This window comes from Pseudomonas sp. HMSC067G02, from assembly GCF_001813485.1.
Taxonomy (GTDB): domain Bacteria; phylum Pseudomonadota; class Gammaproteobacteria; order Pseudomonadales; family Pseudomonadaceae; genus Pseudomonas; species Pseudomonas aeruginosa.
In genome coordinates this window covers 83208-106129 of sequence record NZ_KV812700.1, presented here as the reverse complement: position 1 = coordinate 106129, position 22922 = coordinate 83208, and the positions used below count along the sequence as shown (strand labels likewise).

The following is a 22922-nucleotide window of genomic DNA, read 5'->3' as shown; positions in this document are numbered from 1 at the left end:
CAGCGAGGGATGGCGAGTACGGATGAAATCGGAATATCGAGAAAGTCGATGGGCATAAACCCGCGAGGACCTGACCGTTGATTCAGGTCAAGCAGGGTGGAGGCCAGGGAGGCGGCCAACCTTTAGTGATGGTGACCCGGCGGCCCGGCTCGGTGATGGTTCGATTGTAGGATTGTCGGACAAAAACTGGAGCGCACGATGTTTGAAAATTTCTCTCCCACCACCATGCTGGCCATCAAGAAGTACGCCTATTGGCTCTGGCTGCTGCTGGCGTTGTCCATGCCGTTCAACTACTGGATGGCCCAGGACAGCGCGCATCCGGCCTTCTGGGCATTTTCCCTGGTGATTGCGGTATTCGGCATCGGGCCATTGCTGGACATGCTGTTCGGCCGTGACCCGGCCAACCCAGACGAGGAAACCCAGACGCCGCAGTTGCTCGGCCAGGACTACTACGTATTGCTGACCCTGGCCACGGTGCCGGTGCTCATCGGCACGCTGGTCTGGGCCGCTGGCGTGTTCGTCGCTTTCCAGGAATGGGGCTGGCTCGGCCGGTTGGGCTGGATCCTCTCGATGGGCACGGTGATGGGAGCGGTGGGGATCGTCGTCGCCCATGAGCTGATCCACAAGGACTCGGCGTTGGAGCAGGCTGCCGGTGGCATCCTGCTGGCCGCCGTGTGCTACGCGGGGTTCAAGGTCGAGCATGTGCGCGGCCACCATGTGCATGTGTCCACCCCGGAGGACGCTTCGTCGGCGCGTTTCGGCCAGTCGGTCTACCAGTTCCTGCCGCATGCCTACAAGTACAACTTCCTCAACGCCTGGCGCCTCGAAGCGGTGCGGCTGCGCAAGAAGGGCCTGCCGGTGTTCGGCTGGCAGAACGAACTGATCTGGTGGTACCTGCTGAGCCTGGCGTTGCTGGTCGGTTTCGGTTGGGCGTTCGGCTGGCTGGGGATGGTTTTCTTCCTTGGCCAGGCGTTCGTCGCGGTGACCCTGCTGGAAATCATCAACTACGTCGAGCACTACGGCTTGCATCGGCGGAAGGGCGAGGACGGGCGCTACGAGCGGACCAACCATACCCACTCCTGGAACAGCAACTTCGTCTTCACCAACCTGGTCCTGTTCCATCTGCAACGGCATTCCGACCATCATGCCTTCGCCAAACGCCCCTACCAGGCCCTCCGCCATTATGACGATAGCCCGCAGATGCCCAGCGGTTACGCCGGGATGGTGGTGCTGGCGCTGATCCCGCCGCTGTGGCGGGCGGTCATGGATCCCAAGGTACGGGCCTACTATGCGGGCGAAGAGTTCCAGTTGACGGCCGAACAGAGCGAGCGGCCGGCGGCCTCCTGAGCATCGCCGATGCCTCCCGCTCCGTGCCCGGATAGCTCTTCGTTCGGGTAATTCCGCCTTGCCGGGGGTTGGCTATCCTTAGCGATATCTCGCATGGAAAGGAGCCCAGGGATGAACATTCGGCAGAGGATCCTCGCTTCGGGCGCCATCGGCATCGTGGCTGTGGTGCTGCTCGGCGGGGTCGGCTTCTGGGGGCAATTGCGGTTGGGCAAGGCGCTGACGGAGAACGAGCTGAGCGTCAATGCGCTGCGCAACCACATGGAAGGCGACATGATGCACGACGCCTTGCGCGCCGACGTCCTGGCGGCGTTCGTGGTCCAGCCCGGCGACGGCGCGGCGGCCGAGCAGGTCCGCGAGGACCTGCAGGAGCACAGTCAGTGGTTTCGCAAGGTAGTCGAGCAGAACCAGGGGCTGCCTCTCAACGACGCCATCCACCAGGCGCTGGTCGAGTTGCGGCCCGACCTGGAAGCCTACATCGGCGCCGCCGAGAGCATCGTCGGCAAGGCGTTGCTCGATCCCGTGGCGGCGCGGGCCGAGCTGCCGCAGTTCGTCCAGGCCTTCAAGGATCTGGAAGGGCGCAACGAAGCGCTCAGCAGCCTGATCGAGAAACACGTCGAGCAGACCAACCGGGCGCGCGAAGACAGCATGCGCTATTCCGCCTGGATGCTCGCGGGCGGCATCCTGGTCGCCTGCCTGGTCCTCGGACAGCTCTGTCGCCAGTTGCTGCGCGCCGTCCTGCAGCCGCTGCGCAAACTGGTCTCATCGGCCCGGGTGATCGCCCAGGGCAACCTGCAGGAGCCGATCGGCGTCGACAGCAATGACGAGGCCGGCCAGTTGCAGCGGGCGTTGGGCGAGATGCAGGAGAACCTGCGGCAGATGATCACCATCATCCGCCAGGAAAGCGAAGAGCTCCACGACACCTCCCAGTCCATCGGCCAGACCTCGCAGTCGATCGTCCACGGCGCCAGCCAACAGGCCGACAGCGCCACCAGCATGGCTGCGAGCATGGAAGAGATGATCACCAATATCTCGCAGATTTCCGACCACGCCGACAACGCCAGGGTGATCTCGGCCAAGTCCGAGGAGCTGGCCAGCAGTGGCGGGCAGGTGATCCTCAACGTGGTGGAGGGGATGAGCCGCATCGCCGACGTGGTCAACCAGTCCTCCACCAGCATCACCGCTCTCGGCCAGTCGTCGGACGAGATCCATTCGATCATCCAGGTGATCAAGGGGATCGCCGAGCAGACCAACCTGCTGGCATTGAACGCCGCCATCGAGGCGGCGCGGGCCGGAGAGGCCGGGCGCGGTTTCGCCGTGGTCGCCGACGAGGTGCGCGGGCTGGCGGCGCGGACCACCCAGTCGACCCAGGAGATCACCGCGATGATCGAGCGCATCCGCGCCAGCACGGGGCAGGCGATCAACAGCATGGAGGCCGGCGTGAGCCGGGTCAACGAGGGGGTGTCGTTCGCCCGCCAGGCAGGGGTGTCGATCAACGAGATCCTCGATGGAACCCGTCATGCTGCGTCGGTGGTCGACGAAATTTCCCAGACCATCCGCGAACAGTCGCGCGCCAGCGATGAAATCGCCCAGCGCGTGGAGCTCATCGCCCAGCGTTCGCAGCAGAACACCCAGGCGATGCACGAGATGGCCGCCACCGCCAGGCGCCTGAACGAGGTTGCGGCGACCATGCGCTCGTCGGTGGAGCGCTTCAAGATCTGACGGGGGCCGCCTAGGTCGTCGACTCCGGGAGGCGCACGAACAGCGTGTAGCGTGCGCCTTCGATCGCTTCGAAGGCGATCAGCTTCTCGATCAGCGCCAGGTTCAGGACCTTGCCCGCGTTGAGCAGCAGCATGCCGTTGTTGGCGGTGAGGTTGCGCGCCAGCACCATGCCCGGAACCAGGTCGCGGGTGCCATGGGCACGGACTTGCGGATCGGCCAGGGTGACGTCGGCAAGGGTCGTCGCGCAGACCTGGATGAACGGTTCGATCAGCTCGGGGTCGTACAGCCGGCCGGCGTACTTGCGGATGTAGATCAGCGCTTCGTCGCGATTCATGCGCCGTTCGAGGATCAGCCCACGCTGCAACTCGACGAAATCCACCGCCAGCTTCAAGAGGCGCGAGCCCAGGGGGATGGACTCGCCCTTGAGGTGGTCCGGATAGCCGCTGCCGTCCCAGTGCTCCTGGTGATGGCGAATCAGGCGGGCGGCGTCCTGCATCGGCTCCAGCGACATCAGCAGCGACTCGCTGAGTTCCGGGTAGCCGCGGAAACGATCGCGGTCGTGGTGATAGAGCAGGTCCGAGGGCGAGCGGAGCAGGGTGTCGTTCCAGCTCAGCTTGCCGATGTTGTAGAGCGCCGCGGCCATCGCCAGGTCGCGACCATCCGATTCGTCGACGAGACCGCTGGCACAGCAGGCGCGGACCAGTTCGATGATCTGCTGGTTGGTCTGCTTGTCCTTGGGCAGGCGCTGGTTGACCAGCAGCGAGAAGACCTCGGTGCCGACCACGTAGCTACGCTTTAGCTCCTCATAGGCGAGGTCGAGCATGTCGGCGGTCTGCTGCAGTTCGGCGGTGCGCGCCTGAACGCGCTTTTCCAGCGTGGCGTTGAGTTGCTGGAGGCGGTCGTTCTGCTCCTGGGTAAGTCGCTCCAGGCGCCGCCGCTCGCGCTCGGAATACAGGTATTCGAGCGACTGGCGCAGGGTCAGCAGCAACTCGTCGTCGTTCCACGGCTTGCTCAGGTAATGGTGGATGCGCCCTTCGTTGATGGCCTTGGCGATGGTCGGCAGGTCGGCATGGCCGGTGAGCAGGATGCGAATGGTTTCCGGGAAGCGGCGATGGATTTCCGCGAGCAGGGCGGCACCGTCCATGTTCGGCATGCGGGCGTCGGACACCACCAGGTCCACGGGCCGGCTTTCCAGCAGTTGCAGGGCCTGTTCGCCGCTTTCCGCCAGCAACAGGTCGTAGGGCTGGTTGCGTAGCAGCCGGCGCAGGCTGCTGAGGATCAGCGGCTCGTCGTCGACCAGCAGTACGCTGAAGCGGATCTCCGTCTCGTTGGAAGGAGGTGCGCTATCGTTCATGAGTGTCTGTCCACCGGGTGAGTTTTGCCTGAGTGCTTCAGGCAAGCATAGTCCGAGTCTGGCCTGGACGAGGGGCATGCACGCGGCGACAGGGCGAGCGGAGGTGCGGATCATGGAGGCGTTACCCATCAGGAACCGGCGCTTGCTGGTGATCGATGAGCGGCAGGCGGATCGAGACCGTGTATGCGGGTTGTTGCAGGGAACCCTAGAGGCCGAATCGCCTCCCGTGGCGCCTGAGCGGGGCTACCAGGTGGATACGGCGGGAAGCGCCGAGGAGGCCTTGGGGCGGATACGCTCGGCCCTCCAGGCCGATGCGCCGTATGCCGTGGTGTTTCTCGGGATGTCGTCGGTAGGCGCGGATATTCCCGTTCTCGAGCGGTTCTGGCGTCTCGACTCCCGCTTGCAGGTCGTGGTGCATGCGCCTCCCGCCGATTTTCCGCTATTGGCGCCGTGGGCCGCGGAAGAGCGCCTGTTGCTCCTCGGCCTGCCTTTGCAGGGACAGGAGGTCCGCCAGATGGCCGGCAATCTCAGCGCCAAGTGGAACGTGACGGCTCACCTCCAATTGCAGATGAGCCGGATGGAGGCTGCCATCCAGGAGATCACCCAGGAAGTCGGCCAGGCCAAGGAGGCGCTGGAGAAAGAGATCGGCGAGCGCAAGGAGCTGGAAAGCCAACTGGTGCAGACGGAGAAGCTTGCCTCGATCGGCCACCTGGCCGCCGGCGTCGCCCATGAGATCAATAACCCCATCAGCTACGTTTCCTCCAACTACACCACCCTGGAGGAGCACGTCAGGCGTTTGCTGGAGGTACTTGAAGCCTATGAAGAGGCTCGCCCCGCGATCCGCGACGAGGCGCTGGCAAGACGCCTGGAGCAGCTCGGTGAGCGGGTCGAACTGGCCTTCGTCAAGGAAGATGTCGCTGTGTTGCTGCGCGAATCCAGGGAGGGAATAGGGCGGGTGCGCAAGATCGTCCAGGACCTGAAGAACTTCTCCCGCGTCGACGCCGAGGACGACTGGCAGTGGACCGATCTGCACCAGGGGATCGAGTCGACCCTCAATATCGTCGCCAGCGAACTGAAGTACCGGGCCGACGTGGTCCGCGAATACGGCGATCTGCCCGAGGTGAAGTGCCTGCCGTCGCAGATCAACCAGGTGGTGATGAACCTGGTGATGAACGCGGCCCAGGCGATGGGGCCGGAGCGGGGTCGCATCGTGATTCGCACGGGGCATACCGTGGAGCATGCCTGGATCGAGGTGGAAGACTCGGGGCAGGGCATCTCCCCCGAGATCCTGCCGCGCATCTTCGATCCGTTCTTCACCACCAAGCCGGTAGGCAAGGGGACCGGCCTGGGGTTGTCGCTCTCCTACGGCATCGTCCAGAAACACGGCGGCACCATCGAGGTACGCAGCCAGCCGGGAGTCGGCAGCGCTTTCCGGATCGTGCTTCCCTTGGAATCGCCCGGCAACCTGGGCGGAGCCCACGGAAATTAACTGTTGCGCCGCTTAAGGTAACGTAAGACAATGATTTATCTACCGTTTGGGGTGGGTCTCGGGTTGGGATGCCGGTTTGGTTCCCATTGCCGGCTCACTTGAAGCGAGATCCTGCCCGGATGGCGAAATCGGTAGACGCAAGGGACTTAAAATCCCTCGGGGGTAACCCCGTGCCGGTTCGACCCCGGCTCCGGGCACCATCGTGTTTCCTGGCGTTCAGCCGACTTCTGCGCTCCTTCCCCGATTTTCTTCTGGCCCGCAATCGCGCGGCAGTCAACGAGTCGACGTTGCCTTCTTTCCCTCCTCGGCCTTGGAGGCGTTTCATTCTAGTACGGCTCCGTATAGGGTTCGCCCTGGCTGGCGAGCGGGAGTGTTTGTTCAGTTTGAAGTAGTTGTCTTTGGAAGTTTGTTTTTTTGTCGTTATCTTCTGCTCCTGCTTTTTAATTTCCTTTCCGAATATATTCAATTCACTGGCGGAATTATTGTGTTTTCTCCTGCATGAATTGATAGGCGGTACTTTCTCGCTGCTGTGCTTTGCTGACAGGGAAGGATCGCGAATCAGGGTTTTTCGCCTCTTTCGTTTATGAACAGGAATTCATATATCGGAGATCAATCATGGCTTGGAAAGGTGAGGTTCTGGCTAATAACGAAGCAGGGCAGGTAACGTCGATTATCTACAATCCGGGCGATGTCATTACCATCGTCGCCGCCGGTTGGGCCAGTTACGGACCTACCCAGAAATGGGGGCCGCAGGGCGATCGGGAGCATCCGGACCAAGGGCTGATCTGCCACGATGCGTTTTGTGGCGCGCTGGTCATGAAGATTGGCAACAGCGGAACCATTCCGGTCAATACCGGGTTGTTCCGTTGGGTTGCACCCAATAATGTCCAGGGCGCCATCACTCTTATCTACAACGACGTGCCCGGAACCTATGGCAATAACTCCGGCTCGTTCAGCGTCAATATTGGAAAGGATCAGTCCTGATAACTTGTCTCTGAAAAAAAGGGCCCGAATGGGCTCTTTTTTTAAATACAAATAAAGTGAAGTTGCCCGTGTGGCCGTTATGAACGGACAGGCAGCGCTTCGCAGTTGCGACTACCAATGACAAGGGTATCGAACTCCTGGGGCTGCCGCGGTCGTGGGAAACCGAGCGAGTAGGGGCGGGGAACTGCTTCAACACGCTTCGGTCTGAACGGGAATATCGATTCCTGACCCGATTCAGAATTCCGTCCACATAGTAGACAGTACCGAAGCCGATGCCCTGCCGACTTTCCCTGGTTGTATTTCCCGCTCTCTTCTCCATTGCCGCTGGCGCCGCGGAGGAACTCAAGAACATGGCAGGTTCGACCATCGTCGTTGCCGGAAGACTCGAGGCCGTCGAATGCCCTGGCGCAGGCCTGTACGATTGCACGGGGTGGCCTGCCAACCTGTACCGTTTCGAGGGACAGGACGTATGCCTCAGCATCGAGGCTGGCTGCGATTACAGTTGCGATGGCATTCTCAGCGAGAAGGGCGGCACGCAATCGATCCTGGTTTCCGGCTCCTATCGCGATCACATCCGCAAGGTGGAAGGCACGCAGGTCTCCTGCCCGCGCTAGAGACGCTCGGCCGAGCGCTGGAAACATCGCGAGGCGCAACGGACGGTCTGCCGCCCGCTGAAGAAGGCGAGCGGATCGGGATGTGCTAGGGTGCCCGTTTGCAGGGAGGACCCAGGGCATGGAGCACCCATACAAGACCCCAGAGGCCGACCTGGCCGACGAGAAGCTGACTGCGAGAGGTTTCCTTTCCGGTGGGCAGCCGCTGTGGAAGGCATTCTGGCTGTTCTTCGCTGCGGGTTTCTTATTGCTCAGTGTCGCCGCCAGGCAGGCGATGGTGGCCATTGTCGATCCGCTGATGCAGGAAGCTCCCGGCGAACATGCGGTGGCCCTGACCTTGTGGGGAATGGTCGGTGTCGAGCTGGTGAGGCTGGCCTACCTGTGCCTCAGCCTCGTCGTGGTCTGGCGCTGCGGGCGCAACTCCCGCTGGGTGGCTGCGCGCCATGCCAGCAGGGCGGTGCTGTCGGCACTGATACTCCTGACCCTTTACTCGATCTATCTGGTCTGGGCCTTGCTCGCCAGTCCCTGATCGACGCGCCGAGGCTGGCGAGCATGCTGGTACGGCCCATTCCACGTGCCTGCGTCGGCTAGCGCCGCAGCCAGTCCTCCAGTTGCTCCGGCAGCATCGGCTGGGCGATCAGATAGCCCTGGCCCTCGTGGCAGCCCCAGGCCTGCAGCAGGTGGAAGGTGTCGTGGGTCTCGATGCCTTCCGCGACCACCCGATAACCCAACTGGCTGGCCAGGCCGATCACCGCCTGGGTGACGCTCTGCGCCTTCGGCGAGCCGGCGAGGTCGCGGGTGAATGATTGATCGAGCTTGATGGCGGTGACCGGCAGGTCGCGCAGGTAGGTCCAGTTGCTGTAGCCGGTGCCGAAGTCGTCCACGGCGATGCCCATGCCAAGCTCCCGGGCACGCAGCAGCACCGAGCCGACCGCCGAGGCGTCGCGGATGAGGACGCTTTCGGTGAATTCCAGCTCGAGGGCGGAAAGGTCGATGTCGTAGGTTTTGGCGAGTCTGACGGCCTCTTCCAGGAAGCTGCTGTCTTCCATGTCCGATGCCGATACGTTGATCGCCAGCCTGAGCGGGATGTTCCGTGCGTTCCATTGCGCCAGCTGGGCCATGGCATGGCGCAGCACCCAGTCGCTGAGGGGGCGCATCAGTGCGGTTTTCTCCGCCAGGGGCACGAATTCGGCGGGGCTGACGAAGCCGAGTTGCGGGTGCCGCCAGCGCAGCAGCGCTTCCACGCCCGTGCACCTGCCTGTCGGCAGGTCGATTTTCGGCTGATACACCAGATGGAAGCCTTCTTCGGTTCCGATCGCCTGGGACAGCGAGGTCAGCAATGTGAAGGCGCGCTGCTGGGCCTGGTCCAGCGGCGGGTTGTAGCGGGCCCAGCCGACACCGCGGTCGCGGGCGTCGTCGGCCGCGCTGACCACCAGGCTCAGCCAGTCCTGGTCGCCGTCGAGGGGATCGTCGGCAAGCGGTAGTACGCCGAGTCCCACGATGGCCTTGATCGGGATCCCGCGACATACGACGGGGCTTTCGAAGGCCCGCAGCAAGCGGAGGCAGACCGACTCGGTTTCTTCCTGTTGCTGCCGTGGCAGGAGCAGTCCGAAGCGCGTCGGGCTGATCTTGTAGAGGGTGAAATCCGGCAGTGCCGCGCGGATGCGGTCGCGCGCCTCGAGCATGAGGTCGTTGGAAAAGGGATAGCCCAGCGTACGGATGATGGTATTCAGCAGGGCGAGGGGCAGGAGGTCGGCGGCGATCACGGTGAGGGCGCCGTCGCGCTGCAGGCGCAGGGAAACGTCCTCCTGCAGGCGGAGACGGTTGTACAGGCCGGTTGGCTCGTCGATGTAGTTGGTCGAGCGCAGCGTATGGATACGGGCCATCACCAGGCGGGCGAAATGCTCGAGCATGGCGATGTCGCGCTCGGACAGCGGCCCGCGTGGTTCCCGGTCGATGACGCAGAGGCTGCCGAGGTTGAGACCCTCCGCGGTGGCCAGCGGAGCCCCGGCGTAGAAGCGGATGCGCGGTTCGCCTTGCACATAGGGATTGTCCCGGAAGCGCGGGTCGAGGGTGGCGTCGGCCACCTCGAAGACTCCCTTGCCCAGGATCGCGTAGGCGCAGAACGAATCCCGTCGCGGCGTCTGCCGGGTATCGAGGCCGATGCTCGCGCGAAACCACTGGCGCTGGTGGTCGAGGATGGAAATGAGCGCGATTGGCGTCTGGAAGTAGGATGTAGCGGCGGCGAGGATTTCCTCGAATACCTCGTCCGCACCTTCTTCCAGCAATCCGAGTTGGTCGACGTAGGCTTGCCTGGAATGCTCGTTCGCGGGATAGGGTGGGGTTGCCATGCTGGACTCCTGGGCTACTGCGATGTCGGGCATCGGCAATCAATGATGTCATTGTGCCTTTATTTCGTGGAGCGCGGGCTCTTTCCCAGATTGCAGCGATGAAAGGGCATGGGGGTTGATCGCGGTCATGCCGGTAGGGCCTTCGACGCCGACGCCAGCTCTGCGAAACCGATTACCTGCCAATCGGACGTTTCCTATATCGACCGGCACCACCGCTCGCTAAAACGGTCGCACATGCTTCCACCGAGAAAAGACATGTCCGATACGTTCTCCTTCGCCTCGCGCCTCTGCAAGTTCGTCATCCTTCTCGTCATCCTGCTGATCGGCGGAGCCAGCCTCTACCTGTGGTGGCTGGGGCGGCCTTACCAGGACGCCATGTCCGCCTTCGTCCCGTTGCTCATGCCGATGCTCGTGCTGGTGCTGGCGTTCGATACGTTCCGGGCCCTCGCCCGAACGAGGCGCTAGGCGTCAGCGAGGCAGCGCTGTATTCCCGTCGTTCTACCCTGCCAGTTCTGGTAGGCGGCGGGTCTTCGCAGGCAAGCGCTTGAACTGGGTGAGGTTTCCGGATTTGTCCTGTTTCCGTGGCGAAGCCGTGCTTGCCTAATCCCCCGGTTCATCTAGATATACCCATGGCTTCCTCAGGGTTAAGGAGAAGTCATGCAACAAATCGTCATCGTCGGGGGCGGAGTGGGCGGCACTATGCTCGCCAACCTGCTGGTCGTCCGGCTCTACCCGGAGATACTCGGCGGCGAGGTGCAGGTACTGCTGATTTCCGACTCGCCGGATCACTACTACAAGCCGGCCTTCATGTACGTCGCCTTCGAGCAATTCTTCCTCGAAGATCTGAAACGACCGCAGCGCTCGCTGCTGCGGCCGGAAGTGATGTTCCAGCTCGACCGGGTCGACCGTTTCGATTTCCCCCGCCAGGAACTGCAGACCCGCAGCGGCAGGCGCCATGGCTACGACTACCTGGTGATCGCCACGGGTTGCGTGCCGGCTCCGGAACGTATCGAGGGGCTGAAAGAGGCTGGCGACCATTTCTACCAGTACCAGCCGGCCCGTCGGTTGGCCGAGCGGCTGGCGAGCCTGGAGTCGGGGCGGGTATTCATCACGGTGAGCTTCCCGAGGACGCCGAATGTGCCCCACCAGTGCGGGATCGCGCCTGTGGAGACGACCCTGATGCTCGACGACTACTTGCGCCGCCGGGGTGTCCGCGAACGTGTCGAGATCGTCTACACCTATCCCACCACGGCCCAGTTGCTGCGCAACTGTCTGTTCCTGCAACGACCGACCTGCGAAATCCTGCCGAGCCTGTTCGAGCAACGCGGCATCCGTTTCCAGCGCGGTTTTACCCTGGCCAGGGTCGACCCGGAGCGGCGCATCGCCTATTCGGAGGAGGGCGACGAGCAGCCGTTCGACTTGCTCATGGCGACACCGCCGATCCACGCCGTGGATGCGGTCAGGGAGTGCGGCCTGTCCCAGGCCGCCGCCGACGAAGGCTGGTTGCCGACGAACCATGAAACCTTGCAGGTGTATGGCGTCGACCGGGTGTATACCCTGGGCGATACCGTCGATCTGCCGGTGAGCAAGGCCGGTGGGGCCTGTCACAACCAGACGCCGGTAGTCGCCAGCAACATCGCTGCCGAGATTCGTCTCGGTAAGCCCTGCGCGATCTACGATGGACGAGTCCAGGCTGTCGCGCAGATGGGCCTGAACGCCGGAATGCCGCTCTGGTACGACTATCGGCACGACGTAAAGCCGACCCCGCCGACCAAGCTTGGCGGGTTGTTGCGCCAGGGTTTCAATCGCGGCCTGTACTGGGCCGTAGCCCGTGGAATGCTTTGACCCCGCACGGGGAGGAGCCGACATGGATAGCCATCAGCAGCCATACGCGTCGCAGGCGCAGGCCGATACCACCCTGTTTCCCGAGCAGACCCGCGAGAGTCTCCAGGCCCTGGCCGTCAAGTTGCAGCCGCTGATCGAGGGCCACCGCCTGGACAACCTGGTGGATCTGCTGTCACTGCTTTCGGATATCGTCGATCTGCTGGACCCGGCCATGGTGGACAGGCTGGCGCAGCTCTTCGAGCAGGTCACCAGTGTCGGTTGGTCAGTCGGTAACGCGGTACGCGTGGCCAAGGCGGAGCTGCTCCGAGAGCAGCCGCCAAGCCTGAAAGACCTGCTGCGGTTGTTGCGCGACGCCGATACCCGGCGCGGGCTGGCTCTCGTGCTGGGTAGTTTGCGCAGCCTGGGGTGCCAACTCGCCGCGGAGCAGGAGGTTGCCCATGGTGCATGACCTTCTCCGAGATCGTGCGGATCTAGAGGCGCGTTGGAACCCTTCCGCCTACATGCAGTTCGCCCGATTGCGCCAGCGGCCGGTGGTCGAGTTGCTGGACCATATCGAGCTGTGCTGTCCGGAACGGATCTACGATCTTGGCTGCGGAACCGGCATCGCCACCGAATTGCTCGCCCGCCGCTGGCCGCTGGCCGAACTGCACGGCGTGGACAGCTCCGTGGAGATGCTCGAGGAGGCCGCGCGCTTGCCGATCAAGGCCAGTTGGGAACGCGCCAACCTGCGCCACTGGTGCGCCGAGCGCCCTGCCAGCCTGCTGTTCGCAGCGGCGGTACTGCACTTTCTCGAAGATCACGGCAAGCTGCTGCCACGCCTGCTGGGGCAACTGGCTCCGGGAGGCTGCCTGGCGGCGCACATGCCGAACTGGCGCGATGCTTCCTGGTATCGCCTGATGCTCGATGCGCTGGACAGTGCGGGCCCCGGCGGTGCATCGCTGGGCAGCCCCGCGTTGCGCTACCGGCTGCATCGGCGCAATGTGCTGTCGCTGGACAACTACTACCGGCTACTGGCACCGCTGACGGCGGAGCTGGACATCTGGGAGACCGAGTACCTGCAAGTGGTGGACGGCAACGACCCGATCTTCGATTGGATCAAGGTCTCCGCCTTGCGTCCGGTGCTCGGCGAACTGGACGAGGAGGCGCGTCGGCGCTTCCTCGACCGTTACCTGGAACTGCTGCACCGTCACTATCCACGGGAACTGGATGGACGAACGCTGTTCCCGTTCCGCCGAGTATTCATCGTCGCCAGTCTCGGCCGCTGAACGGGCGTTTCAGTGATCGGAGAGAATGTCCACTGCGCCCGGCTTGTCGTAGGCGCCGAAGCGATCGACCAGGGTCGCGCTGGCGGCGTTCAGGCCCAGCACGTCGACCTGCACGCCGCGCTGGCGAAAGCCCAGGACCACCTTGTCCAGTGCCGCGACGGCGGTGACGTCCCACAGGTGGGCGTGGCGCAGGTCGATGAGCACATGCTCCAGCGTCTCTTTCAGGTCGAAGGCAGCGACGAACCTGCCGGACGACGCGAAGAACACCTGCCCGCTCACCTGGTAGTGGCGGCGGGTGCCGTCGGCGGAGCGTTCGCTGTCGATATCGAGGTAGTGCCCGATCTTGTTGGCGAAGAACAGCGAGGCCAGAAGAACGCCGGCGACCACGCCGAAGGCCAGGTTGTGGGTGGCGAGGACCACGCCGACCGTCACCAGCATGACCAGGTTGGTCGATAGCGGGTAGCGCTTCAGGTTGCGGATCGACTCCCAGCGGAAGGTACCGATGGACACCATGATCATCACCGCCACCAGGGCCGCCATGGGAATCCGCCCGACCCAGTCGCTGAGGAACACCACCATCAGCAGCAGCGCGACGCCGGCCACCAGGGTCGAGAGCCGGCTGCGCCCGCCGGATTTAACATTGATCACCGACTGGCCGATCATCGCGCAGCCAGCCATGCCGCCGAGCAGGCCGGTGGCTATGTTCGCCAGCCCCTGGCCCTTGCATTCGCGGTTCTTGTCGCTGCCGGTGTCGGTCATCTCGTCGACGATGGTGGCGGTCATCAGCGACTCCAGAAGGCCGACCACCGCCAGGGCGGCGGAGTAGGGCAGGACGATCAGCAGGGTGTCGAGGTTCAGCGGCACGTCCGGCCAGAGGAACAGCGGCAGGCTGTCGGGCAACTGTCCCATGTCGCCGACGGTGCGGATGTCCAGGCCCAGGTAGATGGATATGCCGGTGAGGACCAGGATGCATACCAGCGGAGAGGGCAGCAGCCGGCCGATCCGTGGCAGGTGCGGGAAGCCGTAGACGATCGCCAGGCCCGCGGCGGTCATCGCGTAGACCGGCCAGCCGACATCGGTGAGTTCGGGTAGCTGGGCCATGAAGATGAGGATCGCCAGGGCATTGACGAAACCGGTCACCACCGAGCGCGAGACGAAGCGCATCAGCGAGCCCAGGCGCAGGTAGCCGGCGAGTATCTGCAGCACGCCGCAGAGCAGGGTCGCCGCCAGCAGGTATTGCAGGCCGTGGTCCTTCACCAGGTTGACCATCAGCAGCGCCATGGCGCCGGTAGCGGCGGAGATCATTCCCGGACGGCCGCCGGCGAAGGCGATCACCACCGCCATGCTGAAGGAGGCGTACAGGCCGATCTTCGGGTCGACCCCGGCGATGATGGAGAAGGCGATGGCCTCGGGGATCAGCGCCAGGGCGACGACCAGGCCGGCGAGCAGGTCGCCGCGAATATTGGAGAACCAGTTCTGTTTCAGCGTCTGTAGCATCGGGATATCCAGGGACGAGGCGCGGCCCGTGCCGTCGGTCGACGGTGCGGGCCGTGGGATGGCATTGAAAAAACAAGGGATGACGACAGGCGTTCAGGCGAACGCACGCTGGCCGCGGTCGCTCGGACCGTTGCCGGAAGGGGCAGGCATGGCTATGGCGGAGTGGGCAGCCAGGTCATCGGGGAGTGCAGGTGGTCGCTTGCAGGGAGCGGCAGCATAGCCGATTCGATAGGCCCGACCAAGCTCTACTCCGGACATTCCCTGGGGGCGCAATCGGTGGCGCTGAATCAAACAGGCGAAACGGTTCTAAGCTATCGAGGGATCGTCCTCGCATGGAGAGAAGATCATCATGTTCAACACTCGTTCTGTGCTCGCGCTGGTCGTGAGCCTGTCCCTGATCGGCGGTACGCCTGCCGTCCTGGCCGACCCGGGCAATGGCAAGGGCAACCCGCACGGTAACCAGATGGACGGCGGAAAGGGTAACAAGGGCAACAAAGGCAACCAGGGTGGCCACGACAACCATGGCGGCCCCGGCAACAAGGGCGGCGGCGCCGGCCAGAAGGGCAACGGCGGCGGCAACTGGGACTCGGGACCGCGTATCGACGTCGGCGGGGTACGGGTGATCCTCGGCGACAACCGCGGCTACTGGAACCCGGGGCCGGCCCTGCCGCCCGGCATCCAGAAGAACCTGGCGCGCGGCAAGCCGCTGCCGCCCGGCATCGCCAGGAAACTCGACGGCCGCCTGCTAGGCCGGCTGCCGCACTACGACGGCTACGAGTGGATGCAGGCCGGCACCGACCTGCTGCTGGTGGCGGTGGCGACCGGGCTGATCTACGAAGTGCTGGACAACGCTCTCGACTGAGCAGGCCTTTTGGCTGTGCAGGGCGGGTAGCGCCATAGGCGCTATCCGCCAGGCCCCGTTGGAGTGGCGGATAACCGTGTTGCGCTTGTCCGCCCTACCTCGTGGAAGTCCTTTTCTTACCCCAGGTCAGGCCCGCAGGCGTTGCAGGGCATCGCCCAGTTGCGCGGAGAGGCTGTGGAGATCGCGGCTGGCGGCCTCGGTCTGCTCCACCTGTTCCTGGTTGCTGGAGGCGATCGAGGCGATTTCCGTGAGGTTGCGGGAAATGTCCTCGGCCACGGCGGTCTGTTCCTCGGCGGCGGTAGCGATCTGGCGGTTCATGTCGCGGATCGATTCGACCGAGGCGGTGATCTGGCGCAGCATGGCGCCGGCGTTGGCAACCTGCTCGGCACCGGCCTCGCTGCGCGACTGCCCGCTTTCGATGGCGCGTGCGGCATTCACCGCGCCGTTCTGCACGGTATCGATGATCTGGTGGATCTCGGCGATGGACTCGGCGGTGCGCTGCGCCAGGGTGCGGACCTCGTCGGCGACCACCGCGAAGCCACGGCCGGCATCGCCGGCGCGGGCGGCTTCGATGGCCGCGTTGAGGGCGAGCAGGTTGGTCTGCTCGGCGATGCCGCGGATCACGTCGAGGACCTTGCCGATCCTGCCGCTATCGCTTTCCAATTGGCGGATGACCTCCACCGTATGGTCGATCTCCTTGCGCATCTCGCCGATGCTGCGAATCGTTTCTTCCATCACGTCTTCGCCGCGCTGGGCGGAATCGTCCGCCTCGTCGGCGGCCTTGGCCGCGTCGCCGGCGTAGCGCGCCACTTCCTGGGCGGTGGCGGACATTTCCTGCATCGCCGTGGCGACCTGGTCGGTGCGGCTGAACTGCTCGCGGGTACCGGCCGCCATCAGGCTGGCGATCGCGTTCAGCGAGCCGCTGGCGCTGTCCAGGTCGCGGGTACTGCGCCGCAGCCGCTCGAAGATGTCCACCAGGAAGTCGCGCAGCGTGTTGGCGGCCAGGGCCAGCTTGCCGAGTTCGTCCTTGCGCCGGATCTCGATGCGCTCGCCGAAGTCGCCATGGCTGAGCTGGGCGATGTGCTCGATCAGGCGTTGCACCGGACGGACCAGGTTGCGATTGACCAGCCACAGGCTGAGCAGGGCGACGGCCAGGCTGGCGCCGATCAGCACCAGGCTGCCGAGCAGCATGGTGCGCCGGGCCTCCGCGCTGATGGCGGCGGAACGGAGATCACTGGCCTGGTGCAGTTCGTCACGCAAGGCCTGCATCTGCGCGGTGGTGGCGCGGTCGATGCCGGTCACCGCCTGGTCGCCGGCGATGGGGTCGGCGCCCGCCTCGAGGAACCGTTGCCTGCCTTGTCGGTAAGCCGTACCGAGTCGCCGGTGCTCTTCGCGCAGGCGCTCGACACGATCCTTCAACTCGCCTTCGGCCACGCTGCCCAGGCGCCCGAGGATGTCCTGCACCGCTCGTTCCTGGGCCTCGAACTGGCTCCAGTATTTCGTCTGGGCCTCTGCCTGGCGTCCGCGTAGCAGGACGTTCTTCCATTCCTGGACCTGGCCGCGGAATTGCAGGTTGGCCTCGTCGATCAGTTGCGCCGCCCGCACGGGGCCGCCGAGCAGCTCGCGGTAGGCGCGTACGTCGCCGGTCAGCGAGCCGAAGCAGGCCAGGGCTATGAGTAGCAGCGCCGCCAGGCTGCCGCCGAGCAGGACAAGGATTTGCGCACGTAGGGATTGTTGCAGCATGGAACGCCTCGATGGATTGCCAGGTTGGACCGGCACGCAGGCTGCGACGAGGCAGCCGAGGACGTCCCTGTGGCCCGGCGAGGCGGGCATGGCGCGTGTTCCGGCTCGCAGAGTATCGACAGCGGATCTGACAACTTGAGGACGACGCAGGGGCCGGGCCAGAGCCGACGAAGGGAAATAGCTGGCATGGATGTTCTGCGGGGCTTCGGTTAATCTCTGTGACGAATGTCACATTGTGCCAGTCGAAGGATCTGACTCATGGATGTCCCTCCCACCGTTCAGGATGAACAGGCCGTTTCCCGCCAACTGCACTCGTTGAGTGTGCGCAATCTCGCTCACTTGGCTGCCGCCCTGACCCAGCTCGGCTTCGAGCTGTCGCGCAGCTCCGACCCTGGCACCCGCCAGGCGGCCAATGCCTTCATCGGCCAGTTGGCCAATATCAACCAGGACATCGATCGACAGATCGAACTGCTCGGCGCGCTGGACGCCGACAGCGTGGGGTTTCGCCTGCTGGACGAGGTGCAATACCCGGATGCGCCCGAATGAGCCGACGCCAGGAGCACGCAAAGAGTGGAGGGGGTGTGCGGGCCGAGAGCGGCAGTCTCCCGGCGTGGCGCTGATCAGTCTTCCTGGCGCAGGTCGCTGAGCATCTGCTCCCAGTACTGGTTGGCCTTGCGGTTGAGATCGAAGGCGGCTTGACGCAACTGGTCGTACTCGGCGCCGCTGTAGCCGCTTTCGCGCAGCTTCTGGCGAGCGGCGTCGGCTTCTTCGCGCAGACGGTTGTAGGTCGCCTGGTCGTCCGCCCAGGTCCTACCTGTGCGCCGGGTGTACTTGTCCTGGGGTTCAGCCATGGGTTCTCCTTGCGGGCCGGATGGGACTTGGAAAAACGCTGCGCTGAACAGACTTTTTCCAATGGCAAAAATTCAAAAAAAACTGACGGATTGCGCGACTTCGCTATTGGTACCGATGTCCCATACCTGTACGCCAGCCGATGAAATTTGTGCGTTCCTCGCCAAGTCGGCTAGCTTGTTCAGGCTTGCGCCTTGGCGCTCGCCGTCTCTCCGGTAAGCTGGGAACGTTGTCGCCATGGGCTCGGAGACTGCGCGGACGGCGCCATGGCGACAGGTCCGACCTTTCCCTCCGATGGGTTTTGCGAGTAAGGAAATGCTATGAGAAGCAAGGCGTCCGGCTTGGCGCTGGTGGTAGTGGCGGGGCTTGTGGCGGGTTGCGCCAGCAGTGGCTATCAGCCCGAGGTCGACTGGCCGGCCGGCTGGCAGGTGATCACCGAGAGCATCCCACCCGAGGCCAGCGACGTGGAGCAACTGGGCTCCCGGCAACTGGCGACCAAGCTCGGGCCGGGAGGTGAGAAGGAAGCCAGCATCGAGTTGCTCAGCCTGAAGATGATGGAAGAGGAGTCGGTGGAGATCGACGGCCAGTTCCAGAGTGTCTTCGATGTCGTCCAATCGGGCTACCGCAAGGCCGGGCTGGGCTCGCGCTGCACCACACCGATCCGCTCGAACCTCGGCGGCCTGGCATCGCTGGAGACCCACTGCCGGATCAGCCAGGGCAACGAGGTGCTGCTGACCCAGATCGTGGCGATGGCCCTGGGACAGCGCGCGATGTACTCCCTGGTATATACCGCCAGTCCGGCCAACAGCGTGGTCTACCGGCAGAGCTACCTGCGCACCCGGGCCAGCCTGGTCCTGCGCTGAAGGGCCAGCCGCTCGACGCCTGGACGCGACCGGCGTCGCTCAGGCTTCCTCGGGCTGCGCCTCGACGCTGAGATAGCGATGGGCACCGCAACGCCGGCAACGTTGGCGCAGCATCAGGTCGGGGCCTACCGTGACCAGGCTACCTTCGTCCCAGCGGCAACCTCGCAAGAAACAACGCAAGCGCATGACTCCTCCCCGCGGGGCGGCTCGCCCCGTCCACGAAACAGGCAGTGGTGGTGTGGTTCACTCCGGCTTGTTCTTGTCTGGAGGTGGGAAAAGCCTGCGGCGAAGCGTCTAGAATGGGCAACCTAAATTCGCCGGATCATTCCGCGGCGGGATTCATCACCCAACTGGCGGCGGTGACCTGCGGTGCCAGGCACAGCTCGCCGACCATCTGTTCCACCAGCGAATCCTCCTTGTGCAGGGTGAACACCACGGCGTTCACTTCCACGTTGCCGCTGCCTTTCAGCGCGTGGCTTTCCAGGCTCTGCAGGTTCAGGCGGTTGTCGCCCATGCGTTGCAGCAACTGCATGCGCACCAGCGCTTCGTTGCGCGCCTCGCAGGACACGCTGATCTGGTAGAAGCGCTCCTGCTCGGCCTCGCCCGAGGTGTGGCGGTCCACCACCCGGCCGAGAGCGGGCAGGAACAGGTTGGCGATGACGATCAGCGCGGTCGTCATGCAGGCCGCCAGGATGAAACCGCTGCCGGCCAGTACGCCGATCGCGCCGGTGCTCCAGATGCTCGCCGCAGTGCTCAGGCCGCGTACGCTGAGGCCGTCGCGCATGATCACGCCGGCGCCGAGAAAACCGATGCCGCTGACTACCTGGGCCGCCATGCGGGTCACGCTGACCTCGTTGTCGAGCAACAGCGGCAGGATCGAGAAGCTGGCCGCACCGAGTGCGACCATCGCGTGGGTGGCCATGCCGGAAGAGCGCTGTCGCCATTGTCGCTCGAGACCGACCAGCGCACCGAGGCCGAGGGCCGTCACCAGGCCGATGGCGATTTCCGGGGTCATGCTGTGCTCCTGTGAAAAACCGCCCATTCTACGCCGTTCCGTTGGGCCGCGCCGGGGCCGACGGCCCTGGGCGGACAAGCCTCTTGCGTTTACCTTTACGTTAACGTAAACATGCTCTTCGACTTCACCGACACCGCTCGCCGGTGTCCGTCGTAGCGCCCTGGCGGCGCAGGACGACGGTTCAGCGACATTCCCAGAACAACCACAACAAGGGAAAGCCATGAATCAGCCGAGCTATACCTCGGGTCGCCAGGATGTCGCCTTGCTGGCGACCACCGTCGGCGACGCCTTCGATGCCACCGTCGCGCGTCATGCCGAGCGCGAGGCGCTGGTGGTGCGGCATCAACGCCTGCGCTACAGCTGGCGGCAACTGGCGGAGCGGGTCGATGCCTACGCCCGCGCCTTCATCGCCCTGGGCCTGCGCCCCGGCGAACGCCTGGGGATCTGGGCGCCGAACTGCGCCGAATGGTGCATTACCCAGTTCGCCAGCGCCAAGGTCGGTGCGGTCCTGGTGAACATCAACCCGGCATACCGCAGCAGCGAGCTGGAATACGCTCTCAAGCAGTCCGGTTGCAGTTGGCTGATCTGCGCCGACGCCTTCAAGACCAGCGACTACCACGCGATGCTCGGCGACCTGCTGCCGGAGCTGGCGCGGGCGCGTCCGGGCGAACTGGCCAGCGAGCGCCTGCCGGAACTGCGCGGCGTGATCAGCCTGGCCGAGCGGGCGCCGGCGGGCTTCCTGCACTGGCAGGGCCTGCCGGGGCTGGCCGCCGCGGTAGGCGCCGAGGAACTGCGCCAGCGCCAGGCCTCGCTGCAGTTCGACGAGCCGATCAACATCCAGTACACCTCCGGTACCACCGGCTTCCCCAAGGGCGCCACCCTCAGCCACTACAACATCCTCAACAACGGCTACATGGTCGGCGAAAGCCTCGGACTCGGCGCGGAAGACCGCCTGGTGATCCCGGTGCCGCTGTATCACTGCTTCGGCATGGTGATGGGCAACCTCGGCTGCGTCACCCACGGCTCGACCATGATCTACCCGGCGCCCAGCTTCGACGCCGAGGCGACCCTGCTGGCCGTGGCCGAGGAGCGCGCCACCGCGCTGTACGGGGTACCGACCATGTTCATCGCCGAGCTGGATCATCCGCGCCGCCGCGAATTCGACCTTTCCAGCCTGCGCACCGGAATCATGGCCGGCGCCACCTGCCCGATCGAGGTGATGCGGCGGGTCATTGGCGACATGCACATGGCCGAGGTGCAGATCGCCTACGGCATGACCGAGACCAGTCCGGTGTCGCTGCAGACCGGTCCGGACGATGGCCTGGAGCTGCGCGTGACCACTGTCGGACGCACCCAGCCGAGGCTGGAGAGCAAGATCGTCGACCAGACGGGCAGGGTGGTGCCGCGCGGCGAGATCGGCGAGCTGTGCACCCGCGGCTACAGCGTGATGCTCGGCTACTGGAACGACCCCCAGGCCACCGCCGAGGCCATCGACCCGGCGCGCTGGATGCACACCGGCGACCTGGCGGTGATGGACGACGACGGCTACGTGCGGATCGTCGGGCGCAGCAAGGACATGATCATCCGCGGCGGCGAGAACATCTATCCGCGCGAACTGGAGGAGTTCTTCTTCACTCACCCGGCGGTGGCCGACGTGCAGGTAATCGGCATCCCCGACGAGCGCTATGGCGAGGAAATCGTCGCCTGGATCAAGCTGCATCCGGGCCACCACGCCGATGACGAACAGTTGCGGGCGTTCTGCAAGGCGCGTATCGCTCACTTCAAGATCCCGCGCCACTTCAAGTTCGTCGACGAGTTCCCGATGACCGTTACCGGCAAGATCCAGAAGTTCCGCATGCGCGAGATCAGCATCGAAGAGATTCGCCTACTCGCGCTGCGCCAGGGGCGCGATTGAGAGGATGGAGCCGCGCCCCGCTCCTGCGCTAAGGTGGTGGGCGGCGCGCAGCGAGGCGAGAGGGGCGGGTGAAGAACGACGGCGAGACTCAGGCGAGCACCAAGGGCACCATCTCGGTGCGCCTGGTCGGCGAGGCGCTGGTGGAGTGGCGCCGGCAGGGCGGCGAGGAGGGGGAGGTCCTCCAGGCCTCCGGTATCGATCCGCAGCTGCTCGGCAAACCCTACGCGCGGGTCACCTCGCACGCCTATTCGCGGCTCTGGCTGGATCTCGCTCGGCGCATGGACGACGAGTTCTTCGGCATGGACTCGCGGCGCCTGAAGAGTGGCAGCTTCGCTTTCATGAGCCGCTGCGCGATCCACGAGCAGACCCTGGAGCCGGCGCTGACCGGCATCCTGCGATTCCTCTGCCTGCAGTTCGACGACTTCCAGCCGCGCCTGCAGCGCCGCGGCGGCCTGGCGGAAATCGTCCTCGACGAGGCGCCGGGCCGGTACGGGCGAGCGCTGTCCTACTTCACCCTATGGATGATCACCCATGGCCTGGCCTGCTGGCTGGTCGGCCGGCGCATCCCGATCCTGGCCATCGACCTGCGCTGTCCGCAGCCGGACTACATCGAGGACTACCGGGTGATGTTCAGCGACAACCTGCGTTTCTCCCGTCCCCTCAGCCGCCTGCTGTTCAATGCCGACTGCCTGGCCTTGCCGGTCCGCCGCGACAAGCGGGAGCTGCGGCGCTTCCTGCTCGGCGCGCCGGCCAACATCCTGGTCCGCTATCGCGATCCGCAGAGCCTGGCGGCGCGGATCAAGGCCTACCTGCGCAGCCTGCGGCCGGGACGCTGGCCGGACGCGGACGCGCTCGCCGGGCATTTCTTCATGGCGCCCTCGACCCTGCGCCGCAAGCTGTCCCTGGAAGGGCAGAGCTACCAGGCGCTGAAGGACCAGGTCCGCCGCGACCTGGCCATCGCGCGGCTGGACGCCGGCGCGGCGAATTTCGCCGAACTGGCGCTGGAGCTGGGCTTCGCCGATGGCAGCGCGTTCCACAAGGCGTTCAAGAAGTGGACCGGCTCGACCCCCGGGCAGTACCGGACGCAGGTCGCGGCGGAAACCGCGTCGGCCGAGTCGTCAGGCGTCTTGTCCGAAACGCTCGGCCATCGATAGGGTGAATGCCCGCGCAGCGTCATCCGCCGTATGTCGCGAACGGTTCGGCGGGGCAGGCG

General features: G+C 64.7%; 22 protein-coding genes and 1 tRNA gene. 16 read left to right on the top strand and 7 right to left on the bottom strand.

Going from position 1 to position 22922, the window contains the following annotated elements:
- The first annotated feature begins 198 nt into the window (after positions 1–198).
- Both alkB1 and HMPREF2914_RS21570 read left to right on the top strand, forming a co-directional pair.
- Positions 199–1347 (top strand): alkane 1-monooxygenase AlkB1, encoded by a 1149-nt coding sequence (gene alkB1 / locus HMPREF2914_RS21575; RefSeq protein WP_023981038.1) that lies wholly within the window; start codon positions 199–201, stop codon positions 1345–1347.
- 111 nt (positions 1348–1458) lie between these two features.
- Positions 1459–3066, top strand: coding sequence for a methyl-accepting chemotaxis protein (locus HMPREF2914_RS21570; RefSeq protein ID WP_003090055.1), 1608 nt, complete (start codon positions 1459–1461; stop codon positions 3064–3066).
- 10 nt (positions 3067–3076) lie between these two features.
- Here HMPREF2914_RS21570 and HMPREF2914_RS21565 read toward each other — a convergent pair whose 3' ends face one another.
- Complete coding sequence (locus tag HMPREF2914_RS21565; RefSeq protein ID WP_003090053.1) at positions 3077–4420, bottom strand: response regulator c-di-GMP phosphodiesterase, NosR family; 1344 nt, start codon at positions 4418–4420, stop codon at positions 3077–3079.
- Positions 4421–4496: 76 nt separating this feature from the next.
- Between HMPREF2914_RS21565 and HMPREF2914_RS21560 the strand changes: the two genes are divergently transcribed.
- From HMPREF2914_RS21560 to HMPREF2914_RS21540, 5 genes are all read left to right on the top strand, one after another.
- The gene (locus HMPREF2914_RS21560; protein ID WP_023434774.1) at positions 4497–5909 is read left to right on the top strand and encodes an ATP-binding protein; all 1413 of its coding nucleotides are present in this window, start codon (positions 4497–4499) and stop codon (positions 5907–5909) included.
- A 113-nt stretch (positions 5910–6022) separates the two neighbouring features.
- Positions 6023–6109 (top strand) — tRNA-Leu (locus HMPREF2914_RS21555).
- A gap of 415 nt (positions 6110–6524) precedes the next feature.
- Complete coding sequence (gene lecA, locus HMPREF2914_RS21550) at positions 6525–6893, top strand: PA-I galactophilic lectin (RefSeq protein WP_003102492.1); 369 nt, start codon at positions 6525–6527, stop codon at positions 6891–6893.
- Positions 6894–7165: 272 nt separating this feature from the next.
- The gene (locus HMPREF2914_RS21545; protein ID WP_023981037.1) at positions 7166–7507 is read left to right on the top strand and encodes a hypothetical protein; all 342 of its coding nucleotides are present in this window, start codon (positions 7166–7168) and stop codon (positions 7505–7507) included.
- Positions 7508–7625: 118 nt separating this feature from the next.
- Complete coding sequence (locus tag HMPREF2914_RS21540; protein ID WP_023091694.1) at positions 7626–8033, top strand: hypothetical protein; 408 nt, start codon at positions 7626–7628, stop codon at positions 8031–8033.
- A gap of 58 nt (positions 8034–8091) precedes the next feature.
- Here HMPREF2914_RS21540 and HMPREF2914_RS21535 read toward each other — a convergent pair whose 3' ends face one another.
- A complete protein-coding gene (locus HMPREF2914_RS21535) occupies positions 8092–9855 on the bottom strand; it encodes a cyclic di-GMP phosphodiesterase (protein WP_023091695.1) in 1764 nt (587 codons plus the stop codon).
- Between the two features lie 255 nt (positions 9856–10110).
- Between HMPREF2914_RS21535 and HMPREF2914_RS21530 the strand changes: the two genes are divergently transcribed.
- The 4 genes from HMPREF2914_RS21530 (at position 10111) to HMPREF2914_RS21515 (ending at position 12965) form a co-directional block, all read left to right on the top strand.
- The gene (locus tag HMPREF2914_RS21530) at positions 10111–10320 is read left to right on the top strand and encodes a hypothetical protein (RefSeq protein WP_003090037.1); all 210 of its coding nucleotides are present in this window, start codon (positions 10111–10113) and stop codon (positions 10318–10320) included.
- 192 nt (positions 10321–10512) lie between these two features.
- Complete coding sequence (locus tag HMPREF2914_RS21525) at positions 10513–11700, top strand: NAD(P)/FAD-dependent oxidoreductase (RefSeq protein WP_023981036.1); 1188 nt, start codon at positions 10513–10515, stop codon at positions 11698–11700.
- Between the two features lie 22 nt (positions 11701–11722).
- Positions 11723–12148, top strand: a complete 426-nt coding sequence (locus tag HMPREF2914_RS21520) for a DUF1641 domain-containing protein (protein WP_003090035.1) — start codon at positions 11723–11725, stop codon at positions 12146–12148.
- Positions 12138–12965: a class I SAM-dependent methyltransferase gene (locus HMPREF2914_RS21515; RefSeq protein ID WP_003090032.1), complete on the top strand. Its 828-nt coding sequence runs from the start codon at positions 12138–12140 to the stop codon at positions 12963–12965. The genes HMPREF2914_RS21520 and HMPREF2914_RS21515 overlap by 11 nt, the downstream gene beginning before the upstream one ends.
- Before the next feature lie 9 nt (positions 12966–12974).
- On the opposite strand, the gene HMPREF2914_RS21510 is transcribed toward HMPREF2914_RS21515, so the two are convergent.
- Complete coding sequence (locus HMPREF2914_RS21510; RefSeq protein WP_003090030.1) at positions 12975–14462, bottom strand: SulP family inorganic anion transporter; 1488 nt, start codon at positions 14460–14462, stop codon at positions 12975–12977.
- Between the two features lie 349 nt (positions 14463–14811).
- Between HMPREF2914_RS21510 and HMPREF2914_RS21505 the strand changes: the two genes are divergently transcribed.
- A complete protein-coding gene (locus HMPREF2914_RS21505; protein ID WP_023091697.1) occupies positions 14812–15324 on the top strand; it encodes an anti-virulence regulator CigR family protein in 513 nt (170 codons plus the stop codon).
- A 126-nt stretch (positions 15325–15450) separates the two neighbouring features.
- Here HMPREF2914_RS21505 and ctpH read toward each other — a convergent pair whose 3' ends face one another.
- Positions 15451–17157, bottom strand: coding sequence for a methyl-accepting chemotaxis protein CtpH (gene ctpH / locus HMPREF2914_RS21500; RefSeq protein WP_019485295.1), 1707 nt, complete (start codon positions 17155–17157; stop codon positions 15451–15453).
- A gap of 168 nt (positions 17158–17325) precedes the next feature.
- Between ctpH and HMPREF2914_RS21495 the strand changes: the two genes are divergently transcribed.
- Positions 17326–17613 (top strand): type 4 pili assembly inhibitor PlzR, encoded by a 288-nt coding sequence (locus HMPREF2914_RS21495; protein WP_003090024.1) that lies wholly within the window; start codon positions 17326–17328, stop codon positions 17611–17613.
- 74 nt (positions 17614–17687) lie between these two features.
- Here HMPREF2914_RS21495 and srfA read toward each other — a convergent pair whose 3' ends face one another.
- Entirely contained in the window at positions 17688–17918 is a 231-nt protein-coding gene (gene srfA, locus HMPREF2914_RS21490; protein WP_003090022.1) for a stress response facilitator SrfA, read from the bottom strand.
- Between the two features lie 318 nt (positions 17919–18236).
- Here srfA and HMPREF2914_RS21485 point away from each other — a divergent pair, with 318 nt between their 5' ends.
- Positions 18237–18779 carry a DUF4946 domain-containing protein gene (locus HMPREF2914_RS21485; protein ID WP_003090018.1) on the top strand — a complete coding sequence of 181 codons (543 nt, stop codon included), beginning with the start codon at positions 18237–18239 and terminating at the stop codon, positions 18777–18779.
- Positions 18780–18818: 39 nt separating this feature from the next.
- Here HMPREF2914_RS21485 and HMPREF2914_RS32685 read toward each other — a convergent pair whose 3' ends face one another.
- Positions 18819–18965, bottom strand: coding sequence for a PSPA7_2676 family Cys-rich small protein (locus HMPREF2914_RS32685; RefSeq protein ID WP_023091698.1), 147 nt, complete (start codon positions 18963–18965; stop codon positions 18819–18821).
- A 136-nt stretch (positions 18966–19101) separates the two neighbouring features.
- Positions 19102–19794 carry an MgtC/SapB family protein gene (locus HMPREF2914_RS21480; protein WP_003102512.1) on the bottom strand — a complete coding sequence of 231 codons (693 nt, stop codon included), beginning with the start codon at positions 19792–19794 and terminating at the stop codon, positions 19102–19104.
- A gap of 220 nt (positions 19795–20014) precedes the next feature.
- Here HMPREF2914_RS21480 and HMPREF2914_RS21475 point away from each other — a divergent pair, with 220 nt between their 5' ends.
- Together HMPREF2914_RS21475 and HMPREF2914_RS21470 are read left to right on the top strand one after the other, a co-directional pair.
- Positions 20015–21709 carry an AMP-binding protein gene (locus HMPREF2914_RS21475; protein ID WP_003113337.1) on the top strand — a complete coding sequence of 565 codons (1695 nt, stop codon included), beginning with the start codon at positions 20015–20017 and terminating at the stop codon, positions 21707–21709.
- 68 nt (positions 21710–21777) lie between these two features.
- Entirely contained in the window at positions 21778–22863 is a 1086-nt protein-coding gene (locus HMPREF2914_RS21470) for an AraC family transcriptional regulator (protein ID WP_023091699.1), read from the top strand.
- The last annotated feature ends 59 nt before the right edge of the window (positions 22864–22922 follow it).